Source organism: Mucilaginibacter lappiensis (assembly GCF_050433765.1).
In the GTDB taxonomy this organism is placed as follows: Bacteria; Bacteroidota; Bacteroidia; order Sphingobacteriales; family Sphingobacteriaceae; genus Mucilaginibacter; species Mucilaginibacter lappiensis_A.
The window spans coordinates 323,661-347,239 of the sequence record NZ_JBNPWP010000003.1 but is presented as its reverse complement, the minus strand read 5'-3'; the positions used below and the strand labels follow the sequence as shown (position 1 = coordinate 347,239).

Sequence of the window (23,579 nt, the reverse complement as noted above, 5' to 3'; positions counted from 1 at the left end):
ATTTGTTATTAATGGATCATCAAACTTGGTTTGCCTGTTTTAGCTCATGGTAACCTGGGCGTCGAATAGCTTTTTGGTAAGTTCGGCATACTGAACCGCGTCAACTTCGGCCTTTTTTATCACCCCGCTAAAGTGCGCGTTAAGCATCATGGTGCCTTTGGTGGTGATTTCATCGCCCTTGGCGGTAAGCGTAACCAGGCGTTTACGGGCATGCTTCGGATCGATTTTGACGGTAATAAGTTCATCTTTAGATAGTTCTATCAGCATTTTGCTTACTGCGGGGTCGCTATGCCCTAATTTAACTGCCAACTCATGCTGTGTAATGGTTCCGCAATGTTGCAGAACGGCCAAAACCTGACAGCGTTTGTATGACATGCCTACGTTTTCCAAAAGCAACTTATCTGCCACGCGGTCCATCTGCATCACCAGGCGGTGCAGCCAATATTCGGGTTTGTCGTTCATTCTAATTTTAACTAATTAATATTAACCATGTAATATTAACTAATTAAGACTAAATGGTAAAATATTTCTTTTTAAGGATTCACCAATAATTTGACTCCCTCATTAATTTGTCAATCTTACCCTTCACATTAAACTATTAATAACCTAAAGCTTTATCTTTGTTAAATGAACACAGCCGATCTGTTGCAACGCGCTTTGCGGTTTGATTTTTTAACCCAGGATGAAGGGGTTTACCTGTATAACAATACCCCTACTGCCGATTTGATGTACACCGCCAACGAACTGCGTAAAAAGCAGGTTCCGCATGGCAAGGTTACCTGGCAGATTGACCGTAATGTTAACACGACCAATGTATGTATAGCCAATTGTAAGTTCTGTAACTTTTTTCGCAGGCCCGGCCACGAGGATAGTTACATCACTGATATTGAAACTTATAAAAAGAAGATCGAGGAAACTTTCCGATATGGCGGCGATCAGTTGCTGTTGCAGGGCGGTCATCATCCTGACCTTGGTCTTAAATTTTATACCGACCTGTTCAGGGAGCTGAAACAGTTATATCCAAAGTTAAAACTACACTCATTAGGTCCACCGGAGGTTGCGCACGTAGCCAAACTGGAAGGCATGGCTCATATTGATGTATTAAGGGCAATGCAGGAAGCCGGTCTTGATTCATTACCAGGCGCAGGCGCCGAGATACTGAACGACCGCGTACGCCGCCTGATATCAAAAGGCAAATGCGGTGGTAAAGAATGGCTTGATGTAATGCGTGCCGCTCACCAGCTTAACCTGCCAAGCTCGGCCACCATGATGTTTGGTCATATTGAAACCATTGAAGAACGTTTTGAGCACCTGGTTTGGATCCGTGAGGTACAGGCCGAAAAACCAGAAGGCGCTTATGGTTTTGTAGCCTTTATACCCTGGCCTTTTCAGGATGATGGCACTCTTTTACGTAAAGTAAGGGGCATCACCAACAACGTTACCGGCGATGAATACATCCGTATGATAGCCCTGAGCCGTATCATGCTGCCTAATATCAAGAACATCCAGGCATCATGGCTTACCGTTGGTAAACAAGTGGCCCAGCTATGTTTGCATGCCGGGGCTAATGACTTTGGCTCTATCATGATCGAAGAAAACGTAGTATCGGCTGCTGGTGCACCACATCGGTTTACCGCCAAAGGCATCCAGGAATCAATCATTGAAGCCGGTTTTGAACCGCAGCTACGCACCCAGAAATACGACTGGCGCGATATCCCCGCCGAAATTGAAGAACAGGTTATAAATTATTAAGTTAGAAGTCCGAAGTCTTGAGCCTTAAGTCGAAATTTGTTAATACTTTAGACTTTGAACTCAAGACTTCAGACTAACTTTCGCATGGACAATACTGAGCATTATATAGAGGCATTAATTTTCGCGTCGGAGCAGGGCATTCGCATGGAAGAGATCATGTACTGCCTGCAAGCCGCGTTTGAACGCGATTTTACTGCCCAGGAAGTAACCGAATGCATAACGGCTATTACACACAAGTATAATGACGATAACCTTGCTATTGAACTGGTAAAGATTGGCAATGGCTACCAGTTTTTCACAAAAAAGAAGTACCATCCGGTTATTAATTTATTACAGTTACAACGCTCTAAAAAAAGACTGAGCCAGGCAGCTTTAGAAACATTGGCAATTATTGCGTACAAGCAACCGGTAACCAAAACTGATGTTGAACAAATACGCGGCGTAAACTGCGATTACTCGATACAAAAACTGCTCGAAAAGGAGTTAATTGCAATTATTGGGAAGTCGGAAGCGCTCGGAAAACCTATTTTATATGGTACCAGCAGCATGTTTATGGATTATTTTGGCATAAACAGTATTGAGGAATTACCTCAAATTAAGGACTTTACGACTAATTCTGTTACCATTGGCGAACAAACAGAATAATTTTAAAAGATATTTTTAATAAAAATGATTTTAATTATTTTTACTACTGAATTAGATAAAGGAAGTAGCTAAAAAATTTAATACTTTTAAACTGATTTAAATTACATTGATAAAGTTTGACAAATAAAATCCGTTAAAATGGGAGCGCCAAAAAAACCGACCACTAAGAAGATCGACAATTCAGAAGATGAAAACGAAGACGATGATGATCTATTACTTGACCCAAAAACTAAGAAAAAAGTAGTTGATGAGGATGAGGATGATTTTGATGGCCCTTTAGATGATGATCTGGGCAGAGGTTACGAATCATTTGACGATGACGACGACGACGATTATTAATTTTTAAGATACATAGCTAATTTTTAAAAGCATTCAGTATGCCACTGAATGCTTTTTTTCATATTTAGCCATCCCAGTAAGCATTCATGATCATAACAGAAGTAACAGATAGAGCATCAAAAAAAGCATTTTTAAACGTAGCCCGTATTATTTACAAAGATGATAAAACCTGGGTTTGCCCGCTTGATAATGATGTGGAAGCAGTATTTGATCCGGCTAAAAATAATTTTCATCAGGATGGTAAATGCATCCGCTGGATACTTACTGATGATAACAACCAGTTGATTGGCCGGGTTGCGGCATTTATCAACAATAAAAAAGCTTATCATTATGAGCAGCCAACCGGCGGCATGGGCTTTTTTGAATGCATTAATAATAAAGAGGCGGCTTTCCTGTTGTTTAATACCGCCAAAAAATGGTTGCAAGACAATGGCATGCAAGCCATGGATGGCCCTATTAATTTTGGCGAGAACGATAACTTTTGGGGCTTGTTGGTTGAGGGCTTTACCCATCCCTCCTACGGCATGAATTATAACCCGCCTTATTACAAAGCCTTTTTTGAGGATTATGGTTTTAAAACCCTTTACGAGCAGATCACTAATCACCTGGATGTACACAAGCCGTTTTCAGAACGGTTCACCAAAATTGCCAATTGGGTAATTCAAAAACCGGGATACGAGCTTAAACACTTCCGGATAAAGGAAATGGAAAAGTTCGCGGCCGATTTTATAGAGATCTACAATGATGCCTGGAAGGATTTTGAAAATTTTGTGCCTATAACCCATGCTACCATAGCCGAGAGCTTTGAAAAGATGAAACCCCTGATGGACGAAAAACTCATCTGGTTTGCCTACATAGATCAGGAACCGGCATCATTCATTATTATATTGCCTGATGCCAATCAAATGCTAAAACCACTTAACGGAAAGCTTAATATCATCGGGAAGCTCAAATTTGTATATTACAGGTGGAAAGGTGTATCACGAATGCGAGCAATAGTAATGGGTACTAAACAAAAATATCAAAAACACGGGCTCGAATCGGCTATATTCATAAAGCTTAAGGAATATGTTTTGCCTTTAAAGCAATATGATGAACTTGAATTATCCTGGGTTGGAGATTTTAATGAGAAAATGATTGCCATACATAGCGCTGTAGGGGCCACCTTTGGGAAAAAGCATTTAACAATGCGCTATGTTTTTAAATAAGCCCGGTTTAAGCCGGGCCCCAAATTTATGCAGTTGCTTTTGAGTGCCTTAGCTCTTCAAATAATTCAATTACCTTTTTTTGCAGATCAATTACTTCTGTTTCACGGTCCATAAGGCGTTTGTTAACAGTTTCTAATTCATTAACAAATTTCTGGTCCTGCTCAGCATCATTAAATGTTAGCAGCTGTACTACTGACATTTCGAATAAAGTTGCTATTTGCTCAAGTCTCGATAAATTAATATCTGTTATCCCTGTTTCGATCTTCGAAAAAGCGGGAATAGAAATATCTAATCGTTTTGCAACATCCTCCTGGCTCCACCCTTTTTGATGACGTAATAATCTGATTTTTTTTCCAAGTGTTTTCATGTGATTTAATAATAGTATTTAGGTTTCGCGAAAGTTAATTACTTTGCAATATTATTTATTATTACGCTAATTATCAACTAATTTGCATAATTTTTTATTTAAAATTGAACATAAGGAAAACAATTTGCGTTTGTATAGCCGTTAGTCCGAAAAATACCTCTTTTAATTGCCACTACCCTAACGCATTAACTCACAATTAAATCAGCCTGTTTATCATCAAAACGTAATTTAAAGCCCTGCTAAATTAAAAGAATTTGTAAAATAAAAATTTAAATTCATATTTGTACTGTAACATTTTTAATTACAGATGAACGGGCAATTTCAAATAGCTATCCACATACTTACACTGCTTGACCATGCGCCCGGTGAACTTTTATCATCTGAGTACATTGCAGGTAGCATTAACATTAATCCGGTACTGGTACGTAAAGAGATTCGTAACCTGCGCAATTATGGTTTAATTAACAGTAAGGAAGGGAAGACAGGCGGGTATTCGCTGGGTTTGCCCCCGCAAAAAATAATTTTCAGCGATGTATATAAAGCGGTTAAGCACCACCCGGCTTTGGGCCAGGCCAAAAACATGCCCAACCCGCAATGCCCTGTTGGCCGGCAGATCAACCAGCATCTTAATGCCATAGCCGATGAGGTGGATGCAGCCATTATCAATAAACTAAGCACCATTACCCTGGCTGATTTTAGCCAGAAATTCAAATAAAAAATTTTACTTAAAACTGTAACAAATTTAATTACATTAAACAAATAAATTATGAAAATTGCACTGATAGGCGCCACCGGAAATGTAGGCAAAACTATTTTAAACGAAGCATTGCAACGCGGTCATGAAGTAACCGCCATTGCCCGTAACCCTGAAAAACTGGATATTACCAACGATAAACTCTCAGTTAAAGCTGCCGACGTATTTGATGTTGACCATTTAGCGGGTATACTTACCGGCCACGATGCCGTAGTAAGCGCTTATAACTCCGGCTGGACAAACCCGAATATTTATGCCGATTTTATAGCAGGTTCTGAAGCTATTCAAAAAGCGGTTAAACAAGCGGGAGTTAAGCGCCTGCTGGTTATTGGTGGCGCCGGTAGTTTAGAGATTGCTCCTGGTGTTCAACTGGTAGATTCGCCTGATTTTCCAGCGGCTTATAAACCCGGTGCTACTGCAGCCCGCGATTATCTGAACATTTTAAAGAAAGAAGAAGAACTGGACTGGACTTTCTTAAGCCCTGCTATTAATATGCACCCCGATGCCCATGGCAAACGTACCGGAAAATTCCGCTTAGGTACAGATCAGCCTGTGTTTAATGAAAAAGGCGAGAACTTTATTCTTATTGAAGACCTGGCAGTAGCGATCATCGATGAACTGGAGAACAACCAGTTTATCAAGAGAAGGTTTACAGTGGGTTATTAATTTTGTCTGAACCGGGATTAAGCGGATTAAAGGATTTTTGGGATTGAAATTTTCAACTAACAAACGTTATAATAATCCAAAAATCATGATAATCCGTTAATCCGCTTAATCTCGGTTCAGACAATTTATTTTATAAACTTAGCCGCCACCCACTCATTAGTCTTCTTATGAATAATGTACTTTAGGCCATAGGTACGAGCGGCATCAGTAATAATATCAAGATCGGGCGATTCATAAAAACCGCTGAAATAGATCTCTCCATCAGGTTTCAGCACTTCGGCATAACGCTCCATTTGATCGAGCAGTATGTTGCGGTTAATATTGGCCACTATAATATCATACTGTTCATTAGGGATCACCTCTTTTGAACCGCACAGTGGTATGATGTTTTCAATATGGTTAAGTGCCGAGTTTTCAATGGTGCTATCAAAACATACCGGGTCATAATCAATGGCGGTAATTTCGGCAGCATTCAATTTGGCTGCCATAATGGCTAAAATACCTGTACCGCAACCCATATCCAATATCTTTTTGCCTTCAAAATTATTTTCCAGCATCAACTGCAGCATCATGGATGTGGTTTGATGATGCCCGGTGCCAAAGGCCATTTTAGGGTCGATCACTATTTCATAAGGAAACTCTGGTTTGGCTGGGTGAAAAGTTGCCCTTACATATATTTTATCACTTATCTCAATCGGTTCAAAATTACTTTCCCATACCTCGTTCCAGTTTTTTTGCGGAATAAGCGTTACCTCATAACTAAAAGTGAACATCTCCTGGTAAGGCAATAATTGCGCCTTCAGTTTTTCCTCATCAAAATCATCAGTAGGAATATATGCTTTAAAGCCAAATTCCAGTTCTTCAAAAGTATCAAAACCAATCTCGCCCAAAGCGTTGATCAGCAGGTCCTGCTGGTAATCTTCGGTAGTGATGGTGGTAAAAAGTAGTTCGTAATAATTCATTGTTAAATAGATAACTAATAAAGTCATCCTGAACTTGTTTCAGGATCTCTCAGGACAGTTGGTCTGCATGTGGGATGCCGAAACAAGTTCGGCATGACGTTAATTATACAGCGCTTTCAAGTTCTTCAGATGTGGCTTTTACAAATTTATGCCTATCCATCAGATACAATATGATAAAGGTAACTACCCAATAAACAAGCTGTATTTCAGAAAGGTACCACCAAAAACTGAGTAAAGGTTCCCGGCCTTCGGTGGGGTCCCATATAATATAACTGATAGCGCCTGCAAATGCTACGCAAATTACCGCAATGCATATCCCTATAATTACGCGGGCCTTTAGGCTTTTTACGGCTTTATTATCCCATAAAGGTACAATGATCAGGTATTGGGTTAAAATTCCCACAGCAAGCAATAAAAGCCAAAAAAGATGAAAGTAGGCCATTAAACTGTACAGGTCACCATTACCAATCTCTATCAGCTTCATGGGATGATCGGGCATATTATACTTAACCACTATCCCGAAGATGCCAAAATCAATTAAAACCGGTAACAGAACCTTTAATAGCTTCCTCATGGTTAGATATGAGTATTGAGATGTGAGATTTGAGTTTTTTTAAACTTAACAGCGGATGGCTGTTTCTGTTTGTATTTCTAAGCAATGTGATGTTTTATCTCAAATCTCACATCTCAAATCTAACTAATTAAATGCTTTTATAATATCAACAAAATCGCGCGATTTAAGGGAAGCGCCGCCAATTAGTCCGCCATCAATATCTGGCTGGGCAAATAATTCGGCCGCGTTTTTAGGATTGCAACTACCGCCGTATAAAATGGTGGTATTATCTGCAACTTCCTGATTGTATTTTGCAGCTATTTCTTTACGGATAAACTCATGTATTTCCTGTGCCTGGGCCGATGATGCGGTTACACCTGTACCTATGGCCCAAACCGGCTCATAAGCTAAAACCAACTTTGCAAACTGGGGGGCATCTAAATGAAAAACACCTTCAACAAGCTGCGTTCTTATCACATCAAAATGCTGATTGGCTTCGCGCTCCTGCAGGGTTTCGCCAATGCAAAAAATTGGGTGCAGATCATGCTTTAAAACGGTATCGGTTTTTTTTGCCAGCAATTCATTGTTTTCGCCAAAATACTGGCGACGCTCTGAGTGGCCAATGATCACGTAAGCAGCTCCAACAGATTTGATCATTTTTGCAGATGTTTCGCCTGTGTATGCGCCTGATTCGGCCTGGTGGGCGTTTTGTGCACCTACTGCAACTTTATGATAACCTTTTGCCATTTGAACCAGGCTATGGATGTGTATAAAAGGACTGCAAACAACTACTTCCTGTGTTCCGGTTGCCTCATCTTTTACCATATTGATGATCTCAGAAAATACACCTAAACCTTCGTTATAGTCAAGGTTCATTTTCCAGTTTCCGGCAACAATTTTTTTTCTCATGATTTTTATTTTAGTAATTATGTTAATGTGGTGAGTGGTTGTTTGTTGATTGAGCGCGTTTTAACTACACAATCAACCAATAACTACTCACTAAAATCTTCTATACTCCTCTGTTAATTCAAATATCTTTAGTAGTAAGTTTTGTTCTGTTTCACCAAATACACGGTGGTCGCGACGGTCAAAAACCTTTTCGGCGGTTTCAAACATCTTATTGATCGCATATACTTCAAACCCCTGCGCACCGCCCCATGCAAAATCGGGCACAAAATGACGCGGAAAGCCCGAACCAAAAACATTGGCGCTTACGCCTACTACTGTACCGGTATTGAACATGGTATTGATACCGCATTTGGCATGATCGGCCATAATTAAGCCGCAAAACTGTAAGCCTGTATTACGGAAACACTGGGTGCTATAATCCCACAGCCTAACATTCGAATAATTATTTTTAAGATTGGAGTTATTTGAGTCGGCACCTATATTGCACCACTCGCCCAGTACAGAATTGCCCAAATACCCCTCATGCCCTTTAGATGAATAGCCCCAGATCACCGCGTTGTTTATTTCGCCGCCAACACGCGAGTATGGACCAATAGTAGTGGCTCCGTATATTTTCGCTCCCATTTTCACCTGTGAATGCTCACAAATGGCAAACGCTCCGCGGATGTGGGTACCTTCCCAAATTTCGGTATTGCCGGCTAAATATATTGGCCCGTTGGTGGTGTTAAATGTCGAACATTCGGCTACAGCCCCTTCTTCAGCAAAAAAATCACTGCCTATAATGGTATTGGTTGTGCTTATAGTTGCACTTGTACGGCCTTTGGTAATTAAAGCAAAGTCCTTACGCAGCTCCGCATCATTGTTCCTGAAAATATCCTCCGGGTAAAATAGGGATACAAACAAGCCGGGATAGTTAACAACGGTGCTAAAGTTGGCCTGTGTGTCAAAATTGCCTGCATCGGTTTGGTTTAACCTTACGGCCAATAATTGATCATTATATTTAAGGGCCTGGCCCATTTGCAGTTTGTCAATAGCCTCTAACAAGCCTTCGTCAGGACAAACTGCTCCGTTTATGAATAAGTTGTCTTCTTCTATTTTTACGGGGAACTTGGCCTGTAAGTAATCAAGGGTATGAAAAGAATGATCCTTGTTTAAATATTTAGTCCACTTTTCGGCTATGGTAAGTATACCTATGCGCAAATCGGCCACGGGCCGGGTATAAGTAAGCGGAAGCAGAGTTTGGTGTGCGTTATCGTCAAAAAGGATAATAGCCATGCGCAAAAATAAAAAAAGTCCCGGCTGTACAACCGAGACTTATAAATATTTAATTAAACAAGTAATTATTTCTTGTTGTAACGTGTACGGAATTTATCGATACGACCTGCAGTATCAACCAGTTTCATTTTACCGGTGTAAAAAGGGTGCGATGTATGCGAAATTTCTAATTTGATCAATGGATACTCGTTACCGTCTTCCCATTTAATGGTTTCACGTGTATCGATGCATGATTTAGTCATGAAAGAATAGTCATTTGACATATCTTTAAAAACAACTAATCTATAGTTTGATGGATGCAGATCTTTTTTCATTATATATAAACTTTTTCTTCTATTCCTTCTAAAAGAGGCGCAAATGTAATAAAAAAAGTCAAAAGTAAAAAATCAAAAGTAAAAAGTTTTCCACCACGTAAATATCATAAAATCAGCCCTTATTCATGCTTTGGCACAGCTCAATCAAAACCCCATTGGCGCTTTTGGGGTGCACAAAGCACACTAATTTGTTATCGGCACCGGGCTTGGGTTTATCGCTTAGTAATACAAATCCTTCCTGTTTTAAACGCAGCATTTCGGCTTCAATATCATCTACTTCAAAAGCAACATGGTGTATCCCCTCCCCTTTTTTAGCTATAAATTTGGCAATAGGGCTATCATCATGAAGGGCTTGCAGCAATTCAATTTTATTGGGGCCGGTTTGCAAAAAAGCGGTCTCCACGCCCTCCTGTTCTACCAGTTCGGTTTTGTAGATGGTGGTATTTAATAGTTTTTCATATATATCACCGGCAATTTTTATACTGCTTACGGCAATACCTATATGCTCTACTTTATTCATGTCCAAATATTGTAAATTAATAGTCAGCTTTGATAATTTACGCTTTGTTTTGAACGATTTTAAATAAAAACTTGCGTATCTTTGTTTTATTAATACATTTTAGAATATGAACATCCCAATTTATTTAGATAATAATGCAACAACACCCATGGATCCACGGGTACTTGAGGCTATGTTACCTTATTTTAACGAAAAATTCGGTAATGCAGCCAGCCGTAACCATCCTTTTGGATGGGTGGCCGAAGAGGGTGTTGATTATGCACGTGAGCAGGTAGCCAAATTAATAGGCGCATCTGATAAGGAGATCATTTTTACATCAGGTGCTACTGAGTCAGATAACCTTGCTATTAAGGGTGTATTTGAAATGTATAAAGATAAAGGTAACCACATCATCACCACGGTTACAGAGCATAAAGCAGTGCTTGATGCCTGTAAACACGTAGAAAAACTGGGAGGCAAGGTTACTTATCTTCCGGTTAAAGAAGATGGTTTGGTTGATCTTGCTGTTTTAGAACAAGCAATGACCACTGATACTATTTTAGTATCGGTTATGTATGGTAATAATGAAATTGGTGTTGTACAGCCCATCAGAGAAATATCTGCCATTGCGCACAAATATGGTGCTTTGTTTATGACAGATGCTGTACAGGCGGTTGGTAAAATACCGGTTGATGTAAATGCCGATGGTATTGACCTGCTGGCATTATCGGCACACAAAATATATGGCCCTAAAGGCGTTGGCGCATTATACGTTAGGCGTAAAGGACCAAGGGTAAAAGTAACCGCACAAATGGACGGTGGTGGCCACGAACGCGGTATGCGTTCAGGTACATTGAACGTGCCTGGCATTGTTGGCTTAGGTAAAGCCTGTGAACTTTGTGGTTTAGAAATGGAAAGCGAAGCAAAACGCTTGTCGGTTTTACGTGATAAATTACAATCAGAATTAACTGTGCTGGAAGAAAGCTATGTAAACGGTAACGTTGAACACCGCTTGCCACATGTAGCTAACATATCATTTAAATATGTTGAAGGCGAAGGTTTAATGATGGCTATGAAAGATTTGGCTGTATCATCAGGTTCGGCCTGTACTTCAGCTTCATTGGAGCCATCATACGTACTGAAAAGCTTAGGCTTATCAGACGATCTGGCACACTCGTCTATCCGTTTTGGTTTAGGCAGGTTCACTACCGAAGAAGAAGTTGATTACGCTATAAAAGTAACTAAGCAGTCGGTTACCCATTTACGCGAACTATCACCGCTTTGGGAAATGTTTAAAGAAGGCATTGACCTTAACTCCATTGAGTGGGCAGAACATTAATTTTTGATGCTGGATTTCGGAATTTCGATTTCGGATCTGACACAAAATTTATATAGAATTAAAAATTAGAGTTTAGATTGTTTTCGAGACTCAGAACTTATAACTTAAGACTAATAACTTTAAAAATGGCATATTCAGATAAAGTAATTGACCACTATACTAATCCCCGCAATGTAGGCACTTTGGATAAAAGCAGCCACAAAGTTGGTACCGGTTTGGTAGGTGCACCTGAGTGCGGCGACGTAATGCGTTTACAAATTCAGGTTGATGATAACAATGTTATCACTGATGCAAAATTTAAAACTTTTGGATGCGGTTCAGCAATCGCTTCTTCATCATTGGCTACCGAGTGGTTAAAAGGCAAAAGCATTGACGATGCCATGAAGATCGACAACATGGATATCGTTGAAGAACTTGCGCTGCCACCAGTAAAAATTCACTGCTCAGTGTTGGCAGAGGATGCTATTAAAGCAGCAATTAATGATTTCCGCGTAAAAAATGGCTTAGAGCCAATTGCAAGCGAAAAAGTACACCATTAATTGGTAGCAAGTATCAAGTAGTTAGTATCAAGATATAGTTGGTACTAATTTTGATTTAAAATCTTGATACCTGATACTAATTACTAAATACGAATAACAATGGTAACGATAACTGATAAAGCAAAAAGTAAAATAGAACACCTGATGCAGGATTCGGGGATGGATGCCTCTTATTTTCTGCGTGTATCTGTTCAGGGGGGTGGTTGCTCTGGTTTATCATATAATCTTGATTTTGATAACGAAGAGAAAAAGGGCGACCAGTTTTTTGAAGACCATGGTATCCGTTTCGCGCTCGACATGAAGTCATTCCTGTACCTTGCCGGTACCGAGCTTGATTTTACTGATGGACTGAACGGTAAGGGTTTCAGTTTTAATAACCCTAACGCCAGCCGTACATGCGGTTGCGGCGAAAGTTTCTCTGTATAAAATTTACTATGAAATACTAAAAGCGGCCCCAAATTGGGGCCGCTTTTGTTTTATACCCTGCCCATGAAGTCATCCTGAACTTGTTTCAGGATCTCTCAGGATAGGTTAAATTACCATGCCTGCAATCCTGCATGTGGGATGCCGAAACAAGTTCGGCATGACCTGTTGATTAAGGGCTAAAACATCTTCTCCGCTTCCACCCCATCCGGAATGGCTTGCTCCACGCTCCAATGCTCGGCAATTTTATCGTGCGCTATCCTGCAGATCTCGTAAAGTGCATAAGATTTCCCTCCTCTTTTAAATTCAGATTGAACTACCGCATAATTGCCTTCGCCGATGACCCGGTGTATTTTAATTTCCCGCTGTGGAGCATCACTTAAGTAACTTACCAGGCTTTTACCGCTACTAATTACCGCCGGATCATGTTCTGTATAATCCAATTCAATAAAATCAGCAGCAGTATTTTTATTAATAATGGCTTTATAAAACTGCTCAACAATATGCTTGCTGTTTGTTGCGGATGCGCTTACGTCAATTTCAGTGCTGCCATTTGTTGCGGTGATAGCCACACCTGTTTGATCGGGCATGGCTTGTATCACATCCCAATGTTCGGCCAGCATACCATCTTTCAGCTTAAAAAGATCAATGACTGCCATGCGCTTGCCCATAAACTGAATGTCGAGATGTGTAACCACCAAATCGCCCTCCTGTATGGCCCTGATGATGGGTGACTTTGCTCCGGCAGGCGGCGGAGGCAGCGTTTTTAAATAGTTGATCATTTCTGTGATGCCGGCCCTGCCCTGTTTAACCGTGGGATTATGCTGAATATAATCTTCGCGCACAAATTCGGGGATCAGCTCGACTTTACGCTGGCCAACAATTTGTTTATAAAATGATAGTATTCTTTGTTTATTGGTTAAGGTATCCATAATAGTATTTGCTTTAACGGCCGGGCATGCGCATACATAAATGCAGCAAAAGCCCCATGCCAATAGGTTTGTAATTTCCATTACTGTATTAAAAAATAAATGATGTAAAAATTTAGTTCGTGCGGAACACTGACGCTAAAAGCTCAGCGTTTTTAATAACCTGCTCAGCAGGCCGGATTTTTGACAATCCTTGTTTGATATGTTGTTGAAGTAATTATGGCTTAAAGATAGTTTTTTTTAGGATAAAGGGTGAAGGATTTAAAGACAAAGGATATTAAACCTATTGACGGCTCGACTCACCCAACCATCGCTGCGCTCGGTCACCCTCTCTTCGCCTGCGGCGGAAAGAGGGTGTTTGAAAATATAGTTTGTCATGCCGAACATAGTGAAGGATCTATTCGTGAACTAACATGGTGTTGAATAGATGCTTCACTATGTTCAGCATGACAAACTATATTTTCAAACACCCTCTTTCCGCCGCAGGCGAAGAGAGGATCGCGAAGCGTGGGCGGGGTGAGTCTATTCGCGAACTATTTACCAATGAACAATTGACCCAATGACCCAACCTATTCCTCCGCTGGTGCCGAATAGAACCGGCTATCAAAATTCACCAGGAAAAGTTCGGTAGTGGCACGGGTTACCGCGGTGTAAAACCAGCGTAAAAAATCCATATTTATCATTTCCTCTGTAACGTAACCCTGGTCAACAAATACGGCATCCCATTGCCCGCCCTGCGCCTTATGACAGGTAATGGCGTAGGCAAACTTTATTTGCAGGGCATTATAATAAGGGTTTAGCTTTAACTCATTATGCATAGCGCGTTTATTGGCCAAATGCTCATAATCCTTCATCACCTCCAGGTAAAAGCGTTTCTGATCAGCCTGTAACAGGGCCGGCGATTCGGCGTATAATGTATCCAGTAGTATTTTGCAATCCAATACGGGGTCTTCGGCATAATCAATAAACTCCAGCTGCACATCGGCAAAACGGAAACCATACATGTCCTCAATACGGCGTACCTTTTTTATCCGGGCAATATCGCCATTGGCAATAAAGCCGGTACTGCTTTCGTCCTGATCCTGCAGCCAAAAATAGTTGTTTTTGACCACCATGATCTGGTCGCCACCGGTAAGCTCCTCTTCACGCAACAAGATCCGGTTCCTGATCTGGCCGTTATACAGGTTGGCATTTTTGTTCGACCGGCAGATGATCAGCGTACGGTCATACCCATACTTGTTATAGGCATAGTTAAGCCCCTCTTCCAGGCGCTCGCCCGTCATCCTGAAAACATCCTTATAACCTTTGGTGACTATCTTAGGCGTAGTTATTTTTTCCTTACGGATGATGTCACGAATCCGGGTAGCGTTAAGCAAGATTCCAGAGTCTTTGGCCTGGCGCAGTACATCAGTAAGCTCATAGCTAAACACGGTTACCGCAAACTTCCCTTTCATGATCTGCTCGTCCAGCGCGGGGCTATTTTCAGAGCCTACAGGAGGCAGTTGAGCAGTGTCACCTACCAATACCAGTTTGCAATTTTTAGTGTTGTACACATATTTTAACAGGTCATATAACAACGATGCCCGGTTGCTGCCATTGGGCTCGTCAGATATCATAGAAGCCTCATCAACTATAAAGAGCGTATCGCTGGCCAGGTTATCTGCAATAGCAAAGCCCTCATCAAGGTTTAAGGCTGATTTTTTACGGTATATGCGCTTATGTATTGTAAATGCCTTGCGGCCCGAATAGTTAGTGATCACTTTAGCAGCACGCCCGGTAGGCGCCAGCAAAACAGCTTTATATTTGTATTGGCGTAATGCTTTTACCAAAGCGCCCAATACCGTGGTTTTACCCGTACCGGCATACCCTTTTAGTATAAAACATTCGTCGCCGTCATCGCTCAGCAAAAAGCTGTGCAAGCGGTCAAACAACTCCAGTTGCTGGCCGGTGGGCTGGTGCGGAAAAGCTTTGCGTATATGATCAGTTTCTGTCACCTTGCAAAAATGCTGATAAGTAATTTAATTAAGTAAGATTAGTTTTACATTTGACCATGGAATTTGATGAAAATAAAGACGAGGAAACAGAAGATAAATATACTGAAGATGAATATGTGGATATTTATTCAAAAGGGGCCATATTAGGGTTTTCAGCTTTCTTTGGAGTTATATTTGGTGGTGTACTGCTTATGCTTAATTTAAGGGCCGCCGGATTCAAAAGAGCAGCCTGGCAGGTTTTAATCTTTTCAATATTTTACCATATCTTATCAGGTATTATTATAAGCTCAACAGGCATGAAGATTAACGTGGCAGCCATCAAAGCGGGAGCAAACGGCGCGCAGTTAAGCCCCGAGCAAGTCCAGTCAGTTATAGCGCTTTACGCTTTAACTTTGGTTGTTAATATAGCAGGAGGCCTGGTACTTACCAGGTATTTTTTCAAAAAGTACTTTCCTGATAATGATTATTATCCAAAACCAATCTGGACACCTTTGTTGGTAGCAATCCTGATAGCGATAGCTGCATCTTATATAGTAAGGATAGGCTAAGTGCATTTTTAATGGCAGCATCTGTTGTATCTGCCAAAAAATATTACTTTTGTTAAACTGGCATGAGCGAACATAATTATAATTACCATGATGATAACTTTAGTCTTAACCAGGCTGAGGATTATACTTTATTGATCCAGATTGATAAAACATCGTTTTCATATGCGATTATTGATCAGGATAAACTGATTGCCTGGGCCGAGAACCATTCTTTGGAAGAATTTAGTGATCCGCAGGAACTGCTTGATCTGTTGTCTGCCAAATACAAACAGGTGGTTATTGGACTGCCGGCTACCGGTTTTACGCTGGTACCCCAAATTCTGTTCAGCCAGGATCGTATTGCCGACTTTGCCCGTTTCCTTGATGTAAAACCAAACGAAAGGGTATCAGCCCAATCATTGGATAACGAAAATGTTATTGTTTATAAAACTGACAAAACCATCATAAATGCTGCCGAAGAGTTTGGCCTGCGTAATACAGTGTTTTCATCAAAAGGATGGATAGCAGCCATTGCTAAAAATAATCCCGGCGATAAGGACTTGTATCTGGATATAAACGGAGATAACGTAGAGTTTCTGGCTTTTAACGACAGTAAACTGCGTTTTTATAACAGGTTTGAGTTTAAAACCAGCGACGAGCTTGCCTATTTCGCCGCGCTGGTAACTACCGAACTAAATCTGCAACCTGCTGATACCAATCTTTATATAAGCGGTGATATTAACGCTGAAGATGAAAGCATTAGCCGCCTGGCCGAGTTTTTTGGCAAGGTACAGCCCAATGATTTGCAGGTGTTACAGTTGCCCGAAGAGATCGCTTCACACAAACTATTGTCAATTGCTGCTTTATCGTTATGCGCATCATCGGAGGTAGTTTAAAGGGGCTGAGGCTTAATCCACCAAAAAATCTTCCGGTACGCCCCACTACTGATCTGGCTAAGGAAGCCCTGTTTAACATTCTGCAAAATCAAATTGAGTTCGAAGGCATTAAGGTGCTCGACCTGTTTAGCGGTACAGGTAATATATCAATGGAGTTTGCTTCAAGGGGCGCCGCGCAGGTAATAGCTGTTGACCGCAGCATACATTGCGTAAACTATTTAAAAGACGCTTCGCGCCAGCATAAGCTTGATCGGATAAAAGCCTACAAGGAGGATGTTTTTAAATACCTGCAAATAGAAACCGAGCAGTACGACCTCATATTCGCCGATCCTCCTTATGACCTTAACAAGATCCCCGAAATACCCGGAATAGTTTTTGAACGGAACATATTGTTACCAGGAGCATTATTAATAGTTGAACATCAGTCGTTGCAAAACCTGAGCAAACATCCCGCTTTTGTGGAACAGCGTAAGTATGGGCATTCGTCTTTTTCTTTTTTTAGAAACGCAACAGATTAGCAGCCTTAATTATTTCACTTTCAGGATAGTCAAAGCCGTATCTTTAAAACAGTCAAGTTTTTCATCCCCGGCATTAGTAATAATAGCTTCTACCTGATCAATATCGGCAAATTTCAAATAAGTCTCCTTCCCTATTTTACCGGCATCGCATAACACATAGGTGTAGGCGCTTTGGTTAATATAGGCCAGTGTGATATCGGCCTCCAGTTCACTGTTGGCAAATAAGCCGTTCGCCGAAATGCCGTCTACCCCTAAAAAAGCTTTGCCTGCGCGGTACCTGGCTATATGTTCATTTGCAATTTTACCGTGCACGGCCTGTCGTTCACTGTTAAACTCCCCGCCAATTATATTTAAGGATACCGCGCAATTCTGCAATTCATAAATAACAGGTAGCGAATTGGTTATCACCTTTATTTTTTTGTTTTTTATAAACTGGCACAAACGAAAAACCGTACTCCCGCAATCCATAAAAATGATATCCCCATCGTTAATATGTTCTGCGGCCTTGCGGCAAATATCATCTTTTACGGCTGAGTTTTGGGCTGCCTTATTTACAAAATCGTGCGGTTTGGCTAAAGGATCAACCTTCATGGCGCCGCCGTGCGTACGATAAAGCAGTCCATCGTTTGCCAATTGGTTCAGATCGCGCCGGGCGGTGATCTCTGAGATATTTAACTCCGCGGCCAGATCTTTAATATCAACCTCACCGGTGCTATTTAATTTATCAAGTATTTTTTGTTTTCTTTTTTGAAAATTCATTACAATAGCGTTAATTTGTTCAAAAATAATCATAAATAATCATATTTGATCAATTCATACATGAACGAAATAAAAATATTAAAAAAAGAAGTTCTTTCAGACAACTGGTACATCTTAAACAAAATAACTTTTGAGGCCACAAAACAGGATGGCTCGGTGCTGCAGCTCAGTCGTGAAGCTTATGACCGGGGTAATGGCGCCACTATACTGCTATACAACGCCGATAATAAAACTGTGATACTGACCAGGCAATTCAGGATGCCGACTTACATTAACGGTAATGAAAGCGGATTGCTTATTGAATGCTGTGCCGGACTGCTTGATACGAATAATGCGGAAGATTGTATCAGAAGGGAAACGGAGGAAGAAACAGGTTATCAGATCACTAACGTAAAAAAGGTATTTGAAGCCTATATGTCGCCGGGATCGGTAACAGAAATACTGCATTTTTTTATAGCCGAATACACCAATGACATGAAAGTTGGCGATGGTGGCGGCCTTGAGGAAGAGAACGAAAATATAGAAGTGCTGGAGTTACCCTTTACGGCGGCCTTGCAAATGATACGCACCGGCGAAATAAGAGATGCCAAAACTATAATGCTTTTACAGTATGCTCAAATCAATAATTTAATATCATGACAAACAAAGCCTTAATAATTTTAATAGCGGGCCCCTACCGATCTGGCACCAATGATGACCCTGAACTGATGGCCGAAAATTTACGAAAAATGGAATCTTTGGCGCTACCTATATTCCGGGCAGGGCATGTACCGGTTATCGGCGAATGGTTTGCATTACCGCTTTTAAAACAGGCCGGTTCAAAATATCCTGGAGACGAGGCTTACGAAGAGATCTCCTACCCGGTATCCAGGCGGATCCTTGCAAAATGTGATGCTGTTTTAAGGATTGATGGCGCATCAAAAGGCGCTGACGAAGATGTAAGGATAGCCCGTGAAAATGGCATTAAGGTTTATTATAAACTGGAAGATATCATGGGGGGCTAAAACCTGTCAATTATTTCGGCCTGATACACGTAAACATTCGAAATCATTGTTACTTTTGGATAAAGCATAACATCTACTTACTATGAAGATCGCTCTTTTCCCCGGCTCGTTTGATCCGGTTACTAAAGCCCATGTTGATATTGTAAAAAGATCGGTTGGTCTGTTTGATAAAGTGTACATAGGCATCGGCGCAAACAGCAGCAAGCAAGGCCTTTTGAGTATCGAAACCCGCGAACAAATGCTGAGGGCGGTTTTTAAGCACGACGATCGCATACACATAGTAGCTTACGAAGGTTTAACCGTAAACTTTTGCAAAAGCATTGGCGCCACCTACATGATCAGGGGGATACGTACCGTATCAGACTTTGAATATGAAAAAGCCATAGCCCAGATGAACCATGCGCTTGTGCCCGATATTGAAAGCATTTTTATTGTAAGCAAACCGGGTTACTCGTCTATAAGCTCAACCATAGTGCGCGAAATTATGCGGCACCACGGCGATGTTGCCCAGTTTATACCTACTGAGGCATTAGCTTATTTGTAACCAGTTTCTCCTTATGCAGCACATCCATAATGGATGGAAAAGTATTATGAACTATGGGTTCAATATGATGTATTTCAAACCAGCGTACATCGGTAATGCCTTCTTCTTTTTGTGGCTTCAGCTTTTCCTGCCCTTTACTGGCCATATTAAACCAATGCGTTTTTTTCAGCACTACCTCGCCCCTGCTTACATAAACATGATAAGTTTTGCAGATCTTCTCCTTTAGCTTATTTACCTTTATGCCACACTCCTCCTCAACTTCGCGCACGGCGGCTTCCTTAATTGTCTCGTCTTTCTCTATTTTTCCTTTGGGCAGATCCCATTTATCATTGCGGTAAATGAATAAATAATTACCGGCAGCGCTCTTCACAAGTCCCCCGGCGGCCTCAATTAGGGTGATACTTTTTATAACAGATTTTAAAAAAACCCTTGCATTACTACATTGGATATAGAACAACCTGTTGGGCTTTGCGAGTATCCAGGTGTAAATTATTTTCAAATCAAAGGTCTCTGCATCAAGCTTTTCATAACTTTCAGCTTTGGCAGGTTCAGATTCCGTTATCAGGATAACCTTTTCGTTAATATAAATTCTGTATTTTTGAGCCATGTTTAATAATAATGAGATCGAGCAGCAAGTAGCCGAATTCCTGCTGCAAATTAAAGCAATTAAATTACAACCTAACAATCCTTTTACATGGGCGTCGGGATGGAAATCACCAATTTATTGTGATAATCGCGTAACGCTTTCTCATCCGTCTATCCGCACCTATATCAGACAACAATTAACAGTTATAATACAAGAAAAGTTTGGTAGTGTAGGTTGTATAGCCGGTGTAGCTACTGCCGGGATACCACAAGGTGCACTGGTAGCACAAGAACTTGGCCTTCCATTTATTTACGTACGTGCCAAAGCTAAAGAGCACGGAACCGGAAGTTTAATTGAAGGAGATGTACCAACTACCACCGGCAAAAGGGTGGTTGTTATTGAAGATCTGATATCAACCGGAAAAAGCAGTCTGCAGGCTGTTGATGCTCTGCGCACCGCCGGTTATGAAGTAGCAGGCCTTGCCGCTATTTTTAGCTACGGGTTTGATGTTGCTACCGAAAACTTTAAACAAGCAAGTTGCCCGTTTGTTACCCTGTCAAACTATAACGCGTTAATTAAATACGCCGAAGAAAATCAATATGTTATTGATAAGGATGTTGCCATATTAAAACAATGGCGCGAAAATCCTGCCGCATGGGGACAAGTAGCATCGAGCTAAACCGTTGATTTTTTTGATTCGGATGATTTCGTTGATTTTTATCTGAAACCTGATTTTTCACAGACGGATTGTTTTTAGTGGAATTTAAGAAGGCGTTGCCTTTTACACGATTAAAGGATTATCACGATTTTTGACCAATGATCTTAATTATTTATTGTCAATTTTGATAACTGGCAACTCATAACCCGTAACTCGAACCTCAAATGACCACTTTTACAAGCAACATAAGCATTAATAAGCCTTTGAATGAGGTTTACAGCTATTTGGCTGATTTTAACAATCATCAGAAACTGATGCCTGAAAACATACAGGAGTGGGTATCCACAGCCGACGAAGCCAGTTTTAGCATCCCCAATATGGCCAAACTTTCTTTAAAGGTAGATAGCCGGATACCTGATCAGGAAATAAGGATTGTACCGGCCGCAAAGCCACCGTTTGACCTGGAATTAAAATGGTCGCTATCTTTTGATAACGACCATACCAATGTTCTTTTTACTATTCATGCAGATCTGAGCATGATGATGAAAATGCTCGCCTCGGGTCCTCTGCAAAAATTGGCCCACTATGAAACGCAAAGTTTAAGTGAGATTTTAAACTAAACGTTAATTAATTGCCAGTTAATAAACTTTTCTTTTGTATATGTTATTGATGGCTATTACTATGTTAATAATAACCAAAGCGATAATTAATGCTACCATGACCATAATATTTAAGTAATTTCTATAACTATAAGTCAAAGGTTGTTCCATTTTTTCTAATTGGTTAATTTCATAGCTAAACAGTGCTCACCCAGCCTCTTGTCTCATAAATTTACTAAAAATCTGGGCAATAATATACACAGCAATGTCAATAAAACGGGGCTTTTATATACTGAAATATCCCCAATGTTACCCCAAACATAATATCGGCTTAGTGTACCAAAAAATGAAGTATTTACCGTATTTTTGCGCCAAAATACAGGTGCAGCATGATTACGGTATCCAATCTATCTTTACGTTACGGAAAACGGACATTATTTGAAGACGTTAACCTTAAGTTTTCTCAAGGGAATTGCTATGGCATTATTGGTGCTAATGGCGCGGGTAAGTCAACCTTCCTAAAAATCCTTTCGGGTGATATTGACCCAACAAGTGGTTCGGTAAGTTTTACCCCGGGCGAGCGCATGGCTGTTTTAAGCCAAAACCATTATGCTTTTGATGAGTTTTCGGTCATTGAAACCGTTATGATGGGCTACAAAGAGATGTATGCCGTAATGAAGGAAAAGGATGCCATTTACCTGAAAGAAGATTTCAGCGACGCCGATGGCGAACGTGCCGGTGAACTGGAAAACCTATTTGCCGAAATGGATGGCTGGAATGCCGAAAGTAATGCCGCTACCCTGCTGAGCAACCTGGGTATTAAAGAAGAATTTCATTATAAACTGGTAAAAGAGCTTGACAATACCCAAAAAGTACGGGTATTATTAGCACAGGCCCTTTTTGGCAAACCCGATATTTTATTACTGGATGAGCCTACCAATGATTTGGATATACATACCGTGAGCTGGCTGGAAGATTTCCTGGCCTCATACGAAGCCATTGTGCTGGTAGTATCGCACGACAGGCACTTTCTGGATACGGTTTGTACCCACGTGGTGGATATTGACTTTGCCAAAATGACCATTTATACCGGTAACTATACTTTCTGGTATGAATCAAGCCAGCTGGCCCTCAAACAACGCTCGGACCAGAATAAAAAGACCGAGGACCGTGTTAAGGAACTGCAGGAATTTATCCGCCGTTTTAGTGCCAATGCCTCTAAATCAAAACAAGCTACCAGTCGTAAAAAAGCGCTGGATAAGATCAACATCGACGAGATACAGCCATCAAACCGTAAATACCCTGGTATTATATTTAATAACCTGGGCCGCGAAGCAGGCGACCAGATACTACAGGTTGAAAACTTAAGCAAGTCGCTCAATGGCGAGCTTTTATTCAACAACATTAGCTTTACCGTAAATAAAGGTGATAAAATTGCCATACTATCACAAAACAGTTTGGCTACCACCGCACTGTACAATATTTTAACCGGTAGGGATACCGATTTTAAAGGCACCTTTAAATGGGGTGTTACTATTAACGCGGCTGATATCCCTATTGATAATGCCGACTACTTTAAAGGAAAAGACGAGAACCTGATCGACTGGCTGCGTGAATATTCTCCGGGCGAAAAGGACGACCAGTTTATCCGCGGCTTCCTGGGCCGTATGTTGTTCTCGGGCGAAGAAGTATTGAAAAAAAGCAATGTACTATCGGGTGGCGAAAAAATGCGCTGCATGTTTAGCCGTATGATGCTGCAACAAGCCAATCTTTTAATGTTCGACGAGCCTACCAATCACCTTGATCTGGAATCGATCACGGCGCTTAATAATGGCATGAAAGACTTTAGGGGAACCATTCTGTTTACCTCACGAGATCATGAGCTGGTTGAAACTGTAGCCAACCGCGTTGTTGAATTAACTCCGGGTGGTTATATTGATAAGCTGATGACCTACGACGAGTACATCAACAGCGACGTAGTACAAAAACAACGCGAAGACTTGTACGCGATGGTATAATTA

Annotated in this window: 30 protein-coding genes; 18 read left to right on the top strand and 12 right to left on the bottom strand. The window is 40.9% G+C overall.

From position 1 onward, the window contains the following. Window positions 1-39 precede the first annotated feature (39 nt). Window positions 40-462 carry a MarR family winged helix-turn-helix transcriptional regulator gene (locus M2273_RS11665; RefSeq protein ID WP_429396921.1) on the bottom strand — a complete coding sequence of 141 codons (423 nt, stop codon included), beginning with the start codon at window positions 460-462 and terminating at the stop codon, window positions 40-42. 165 nt (window positions 463-627) lie between these two features. Here M2273_RS11665 and mqnC point away from each other — a divergent pair, with 165 nt between their 5' ends. From mqnC to M2273_RS11645, 4 genes are all read left to right on the top strand, one after another. After that, window positions 628-1,752, top strand: coding sequence for a cyclic dehypoxanthinyl futalosine synthase (mqnC, locus tag M2273_RS11660; RefSeq protein ID WP_429396919.1), 1,125 nt, complete (start codon window positions 628-630; stop codon window positions 1,750-1,752). A gap of 54 nt (window positions 1,753-1,806) precedes the next feature. After that, on the top strand, window positions 1,807-2,397 hold the full coding sequence (scpB, locus tag M2273_RS11655; RefSeq protein ID WP_429396917.1) for an SMC-Scp complex subunit ScpB: 591 nt from the start codon (window positions 1,807-1,809) through the stop codon (window positions 2,395-2,397). Between the two features lie 138 nt (window positions 2,398-2,535). Next, complete coding sequence (locus M2273_RS11650; RefSeq protein WP_429396915.1) at window positions 2,536-2,736, top strand: hypothetical protein; 201 nt, start codon at window positions 2,536-2,538, stop codon at window positions 2,734-2,736. 86 nt (window positions 2,737-2,822) lie between these two features. After that, window positions 2,823-3,944: a GNAT family N-acetyltransferase gene (locus M2273_RS11645; protein WP_429396914.1), complete on the top strand. Its 1,122-nt coding sequence runs from the start codon at window positions 2,823-2,825 to the stop codon at window positions 3,942-3,944. Window positions 3,945-3,969: 25 nt separating this feature from the next. On the opposite strand, the gene M2273_RS11640 is transcribed toward M2273_RS11645, so the two are convergent. Continuing rightward, window positions 3,970-4,311, bottom strand: a complete 342-nt coding sequence (locus M2273_RS11640; RefSeq protein WP_076378169.1) for a helix-turn-helix domain-containing protein — start codon at window positions 4,309-4,311, stop codon at window positions 3,970-3,972. Window positions 4,312-4,618: 307 nt separating this feature from the next. Between M2273_RS11640 and M2273_RS11635 the strand changes: the two genes are divergently transcribed. Further along, window positions 4,619-5,026, top strand: coding sequence for an Rrf2 family transcriptional regulator (locus tag M2273_RS11635; RefSeq protein ID WP_429396911.1), 408 nt, complete (start codon window positions 4,619-4,621; stop codon window positions 5,024-5,026). Window positions 5,027-5,077: 51 nt separating this feature from the next. Continuing rightward, on the top strand, window positions 5,078-5,731 hold the full coding sequence (locus M2273_RS11630; protein ID WP_429396909.1) for an NAD(P)-dependent oxidoreductase: 654 nt from the start codon (window positions 5,078-5,080) through the stop codon (window positions 5,729-5,731). Window positions 5,732-5,856: 125 nt separating this feature from the next. On the opposite strand, the gene prmA is transcribed toward M2273_RS11630, so the two are convergent. The 6 genes from prmA to mce all read right to left on the bottom strand — a co-directional run bounded on the left by prmA (window position 5,857) and on the right by mce (window position 10,264). Continuing rightward, the gene (gene prmA / locus M2273_RS11625; protein WP_429396908.1) at window positions 5,857-6,693 is read right to left on the bottom strand and encodes a 50S ribosomal protein L11 methyltransferase; all 837 of its coding nucleotides are present in this window, start codon (window positions 6,691-6,693) and stop codon (window positions 5,857-5,859) included. A gap of 103 nt (window positions 6,694-6,796) precedes the next feature. Beyond that, window positions 6,797-7,267 carry a hypothetical protein gene (locus M2273_RS11620; RefSeq protein ID WP_429396906.1) on the bottom strand — a complete coding sequence of 157 codons (471 nt, stop codon included), beginning with the start codon at window positions 7,265-7,267 and terminating at the stop codon, window positions 6,797-6,799. 123 nt (window positions 7,268-7,390) lie between these two features. Then, a complete protein-coding gene (gene tpiA, locus M2273_RS11615; protein WP_429396904.1) occupies window positions 7,391-8,155 on the bottom strand; it encodes a triose-phosphate isomerase in 765 nt (254 codons plus the stop codon). 90 nt (window positions 8,156-8,245) lie between these two features. Beyond that, complete coding sequence (locus tag M2273_RS11610) at window positions 8,246-9,430, bottom strand: putative sugar nucleotidyl transferase (RefSeq protein ID WP_429396902.1); 1,185 nt, start codon at window positions 9,428-9,430, stop codon at window positions 8,246-8,248. 65 nt (window positions 9,431-9,495) lie between these two features. Continuing rightward, complete coding sequence (locus M2273_RS11605) at window positions 9,496-9,744, bottom strand: type B 50S ribosomal protein L31 (protein WP_429396900.1); 249 nt, start codon at window positions 9,742-9,744, stop codon at window positions 9,496-9,498. Window positions 9,745-9,856: 112 nt separating this feature from the next. Next, the gene (gene mce / locus M2273_RS11600; RefSeq protein WP_429396899.1) at window positions 9,857-10,264 is read right to left on the bottom strand and encodes a methylmalonyl-CoA epimerase; all 408 of its coding nucleotides are present in this window, start codon (window positions 10,262-10,264) and stop codon (window positions 9,857-9,859) included. A 106-nt stretch (window positions 10,265-10,370) separates the two neighbouring features. On the opposite strand from mce, the gene M2273_RS11595 reads away from it, so the two are divergent. From M2273_RS11595 to M2273_RS11585, 3 genes are all read left to right on the top strand, one after another. Further along, window positions 10,371-11,582, top strand: a complete 1,212-nt coding sequence (locus M2273_RS11595; RefSeq protein WP_429396897.1) for an IscS subfamily cysteine desulfurase — start codon at window positions 10,371-10,373, stop codon at window positions 11,580-11,582. Between the two features lie 125 nt (window positions 11,583-11,707). Further along, a complete protein-coding gene (gene iscU / locus M2273_RS11590) occupies window positions 11,708-12,121 on the top strand; it encodes a Fe-S cluster assembly scaffold IscU (RefSeq protein ID WP_183561102.1) in 414 nt (137 codons plus the stop codon). Between the two features lie 99 nt (window positions 12,122-12,220). Beyond that, window positions 12,221-12,547 carry a HesB/IscA family protein gene (locus M2273_RS11585; protein ID WP_429396895.1) on the top strand — a complete coding sequence of 109 codons (327 nt, stop codon included), beginning with the start codon at window positions 12,221-12,223 and terminating at the stop codon, window positions 12,545-12,547. 176 nt (window positions 12,548-12,723) lie between these two features. Here the strand turns inward: M2273_RS11585 and M2273_RS11580 are convergent, their stop codons facing one another. Beyond that, window positions 12,724-13,557, bottom strand: coding sequence for a nuclear transport factor 2 family protein (locus M2273_RS11580; protein ID WP_429396893.1), 834 nt, complete (start codon window positions 13,555-13,557; stop codon window positions 12,724-12,726). A gap of 485 nt (window positions 13,558-14,042) precedes the next feature. Further along, entirely contained in the window at window positions 14,043-15,467 is a 1,425-nt protein-coding gene (locus M2273_RS11575; RefSeq protein WP_429396891.1) for an ATP-dependent DNA helicase, read from the bottom strand. A gap of 56 nt (window positions 15,468-15,523) precedes the next feature. On the opposite strand from M2273_RS11575, the gene M2273_RS11570 reads away from it, so the two are divergent. The 3 genes from M2273_RS11570 to rsmD all read left to right on the top strand — a co-directional run bounded on the left by M2273_RS11570 (window position 15,524) and on the right by rsmD (window position 17,408). Beyond that, window positions 15,524-16,015: a hypothetical protein gene (locus M2273_RS11570; protein WP_429396889.1), complete on the top strand. Its 492-nt coding sequence runs from the start codon at window positions 15,524-15,526 to the stop codon at window positions 16,013-16,015. Window positions 16,016-16,077: 62 nt separating this feature from the next. Beyond that, entirely contained in the window at window positions 16,078-16,890 is an 813-nt protein-coding gene (locus M2273_RS11565) for a DUF3822 family protein (RefSeq protein WP_429396887.1), read from the top strand. Beyond that, window positions 16,866-17,408: a 16S rRNA (guanine(966)-N(2))-methyltransferase RsmD gene (gene rsmD, locus M2273_RS11560; RefSeq protein ID WP_429396885.1), complete on the top strand. Its 543-nt coding sequence runs from the start codon at window positions 16,866-16,868 to the stop codon at window positions 17,406-17,408. Before M2273_RS11565 ends, rsmD begins: the two co-directional genes overlap by 25 nt. Window positions 17,409-17,417: 9 nt before the next feature. Here the strand turns inward: rsmD and M2273_RS11555 are convergent, their stop codons facing one another. Beyond that, window positions 17,418-18,167 carry a DeoR/GlpR family DNA-binding transcription regulator gene (locus M2273_RS11555; protein ID WP_429396883.1) on the bottom strand — a complete coding sequence of 250 codons (750 nt, stop codon included), beginning with the start codon at window positions 18,165-18,167 and terminating at the stop codon, window positions 17,418-17,420. Between the two features lie 60 nt (window positions 18,168-18,227). Here M2273_RS11555 and nudK point away from each other — a divergent pair, with 60 nt between their 5' ends. The 3 genes from nudK to coaD all read left to right on the top strand — a co-directional run bounded on the left by nudK (window position 18,228) and on the right by coaD (window position 19,715). Further along, window positions 18,228-18,806 (top strand): GDP-mannose pyrophosphatase NudK, encoded by a 579-nt coding sequence (gene nudK, locus M2273_RS11550; protein WP_429396881.1) that lies wholly within the window; start codon window positions 18,228-18,230, stop codon window positions 18,804-18,806. Beyond that, on the top strand, window positions 18,803-19,171 hold the full coding sequence (locus tag M2273_RS11545) for a DUF4406 domain-containing protein (protein WP_429396879.1): 369 nt from the start codon (window positions 18,803-18,805) through the stop codon (window positions 19,169-19,171). Before nudK ends, M2273_RS11545 begins: the two co-directional genes overlap by 4 nt. Window positions 19,172-19,253: 82 nt before the next feature. Continuing rightward, on the top strand, window positions 19,254-19,715 hold the full coding sequence (gene coaD / locus M2273_RS11540) for a pantetheine-phosphate adenylyltransferase (RefSeq protein WP_429396877.1): 462 nt from the start codon (window positions 19,254-19,256) through the stop codon (window positions 19,713-19,715). Here coaD and M2273_RS11535 read toward each other — a convergent pair. After that, window positions 19,690-20,322 carry an NUDIX hydrolase gene (locus M2273_RS11535; RefSeq protein ID WP_429396875.1) on the bottom strand — a complete coding sequence of 211 codons (633 nt, stop codon included), beginning with the start codon at window positions 20,320-20,322 and terminating at the stop codon, window positions 19,690-19,692. The genes coaD and M2273_RS11535 overlap by 26 nt on opposite strands. Here M2273_RS11535 and pyrE point away from each other — a divergent pair. The 3 genes from pyrE (at window position 20,321) to M2273_RS11520 (ending at window position 23,576) form a co-directional block, all read left to right on the top strand. Further along, window positions 20,321-20,980, top strand: coding sequence for an orotate phosphoribosyltransferase (gene pyrE / locus M2273_RS11530; protein WP_429396873.1), 660 nt, complete (start codon window positions 20,321-20,323; stop codon window positions 20,978-20,980). The two genes, M2273_RS11535 and pyrE, sit on opposite strands and share 2 nt — an antisense overlap. Window positions 20,981-21,183: 203 nt before the next feature. Beyond that, complete coding sequence (locus M2273_RS11525; RefSeq protein WP_429396871.1) at window positions 21,184-21,579, top strand: SRPBCC family protein; 396 nt, start codon at window positions 21,184-21,186, stop codon at window positions 21,577-21,579. A 368-nt stretch (window positions 21,580-21,947) separates the two neighbouring features. Beyond that, window positions 21,948-23,576 (top strand): ABC-F family ATP-binding cassette domain-containing protein, encoded by a 1,629-nt coding sequence (locus tag M2273_RS11520; RefSeq protein ID WP_429396869.1) that lies wholly within the window; start codon window positions 21,948-21,950, stop codon window positions 23,574-23,576. The last annotated feature ends 3 nt before the right edge of the window (window positions 23,577-23,579 follow it).

Excerpts from the sequence above, each read along its gene's own strand:
- M2273_RS11520 (WP_429396869.1), top strand. The coding sequence starts at position 21,948 with ATGATTACGGTATCCAATCTATCTTTACGTTACGGAAAACGGACATTA.
- M2273_RS11650 (WP_429396915.1), top strand. The coding sequence starts at position 2,536 with ATGGGAGCGCCAAAAAAACCGACCACTAAGAAGATCGACAATTCAGAA.
- M2273_RS11565 (WP_429396887.1), top strand. The coding sequence starts at position 16,078 with ATGAGCGAACATAATTATAATTACCATGATGATAACTTTAGTCTTAAC.
- M2273_RS11535 (WP_429396875.1), bottom strand. The coding sequence starts at position 20,322 with ATGGCTCAAAAATACAGAATTTATATTAACGAAAAGGTTATCCTGATA.
- mqnC (WP_429396919.1), top strand. The coding sequence starts at position 628 with ATGAACACAGCCGATCTGTTGCAACGCGCTTTGCGGTTTGATTTTTTA.
- M2273_RS11525 (WP_429396871.1), top strand. The coding sequence starts at position 21,184 with ATGACCACTTTTACAAGCAACATAAGCATTAATAAGCCTTTGAATGAG.
- M2273_RS11645 (WP_429396914.1), top strand. The coding sequence starts at position 2,823 with ATGATCATAACAGAAGTAACAGATAGAGCATCAAAAAAAGCATTTTTA.
- coaD (WP_429396877.1), top strand. The coding sequence starts at position 19,254 with ATGAAGATCGCTCTTTTCCCCGGCTCGTTTGATCCGGTTACTAAAGCC.
- mce (WP_429396899.1), bottom strand. The coding sequence starts at position 10,264 with ATGAATAAAGTAGAGCATATAGGTATTGCCGTAAGCAGTATAAAAATT.
- M2273_RS11640 (WP_076378169.1), bottom strand. The coding sequence starts at position 4,311 with ATGAAAACACTTGGAAAAAAAATCAGATTATTACGTCATCAAAAAGGG.
- tpiA (WP_429396904.1), bottom strand. The coding sequence starts at position 8,155 with ATGAGAAAAAAAATTGTTGCCGGAAACTGGAAAATGAACCTTGACTAT.
- M2273_RS11630 (WP_429396909.1), top strand. The coding sequence starts at position 5,078 with ATGAAAATTGCACTGATAGGCGCCACCGGAAATGTAGGCAAAACTATT.
- M2273_RS11570 (WP_429396889.1), top strand. The coding sequence starts at position 15,524 with ATGGAATTTGATGAAAATAAAGACGAGGAAACAGAAGATAAATATACT.
- M2273_RS11580 (WP_429396893.1), bottom strand. The coding sequence starts at position 13,557 with ATGGAAATTACAAACCTATTGGCATGGGGCTTTTGCTGCATTTATGTA.
- M2273_RS11595 (WP_429396897.1), top strand. The coding sequence starts at position 10,371 with ATGAACATCCCAATTTATTTAGATAATAATGCAACAACACCCATGGAT.
- M2273_RS11620 (WP_429396906.1), bottom strand. The coding sequence starts at position 7,267 with ATGAGGAAGCTATTAAAGGTTCTGTTACCGGTTTTAATTGATTTTGGC.
- iscU (WP_183561102.1), top strand. The coding sequence starts at position 11,708 with ATGGCATATTCAGATAAAGTAATTGACCACTATACTAATCCCCGCAAT.
- M2273_RS11665 (WP_429396921.1), bottom strand. The coding sequence starts at position 462 with ATGAACGACAAACCCGAATATTGGCTGCACCGCCTGGTGATGCAGATG.
- pyrE (WP_429396873.1), top strand. The coding sequence starts at position 20,321 with ATGTTTAATAATAATGAGATCGAGCAGCAAGTAGCCGAATTCCTGCTG.
- M2273_RS11585 (WP_429396895.1), top strand. The coding sequence starts at position 12,221 with ATGGTAACGATAACTGATAAAGCAAAAAGTAAAATAGAACACCTGATG.
- M2273_RS11610 (WP_429396902.1), bottom strand. The coding sequence starts at position 9,430 with ATGGCTATTATCCTTTTTGACGATAACGCACACCAAACTCTGCTTCCG.
- rsmD (WP_429396885.1), top strand. The coding sequence starts at position 16,866 with ATGCGCATCATCGGAGGTAGTTTAAAGGGGCTGAGGCTTAATCCACCA.
- M2273_RS11545 (WP_429396879.1), top strand. The coding sequence starts at position 18,803 with ATGACAAACAAAGCCTTAATAATTTTAATAGCGGGCCCCTACCGATCT.
- M2273_RS11605 (WP_429396900.1), bottom strand. The coding sequence starts at position 9,744 with ATGAAAAAAGATCTGCATCCATCAAACTATAGATTAGTTGTTTTTAAA.
- M2273_RS11555 (WP_429396883.1), bottom strand. The coding sequence starts at position 18,167 with ATGAATTTTCAAAAAAGAAAACAAAAAATACTTGATAAATTAAATAGC.
- M2273_RS11635 (WP_429396911.1), top strand. The coding sequence starts at position 4,619 with ATGAACGGGCAATTTCAAATAGCTATCCACATACTTACACTGCTTGAC.
- prmA (WP_429396908.1), bottom strand. The coding sequence starts at position 6,693 with ATGAATTATTACGAACTACTTTTTACCACCATCACTACCGAAGATTAC.
- nudK (WP_429396881.1), top strand. The coding sequence starts at position 18,228 with ATGAACGAAATAAAAATATTAAAAAAAGAAGTTCTTTCAGACAACTGG.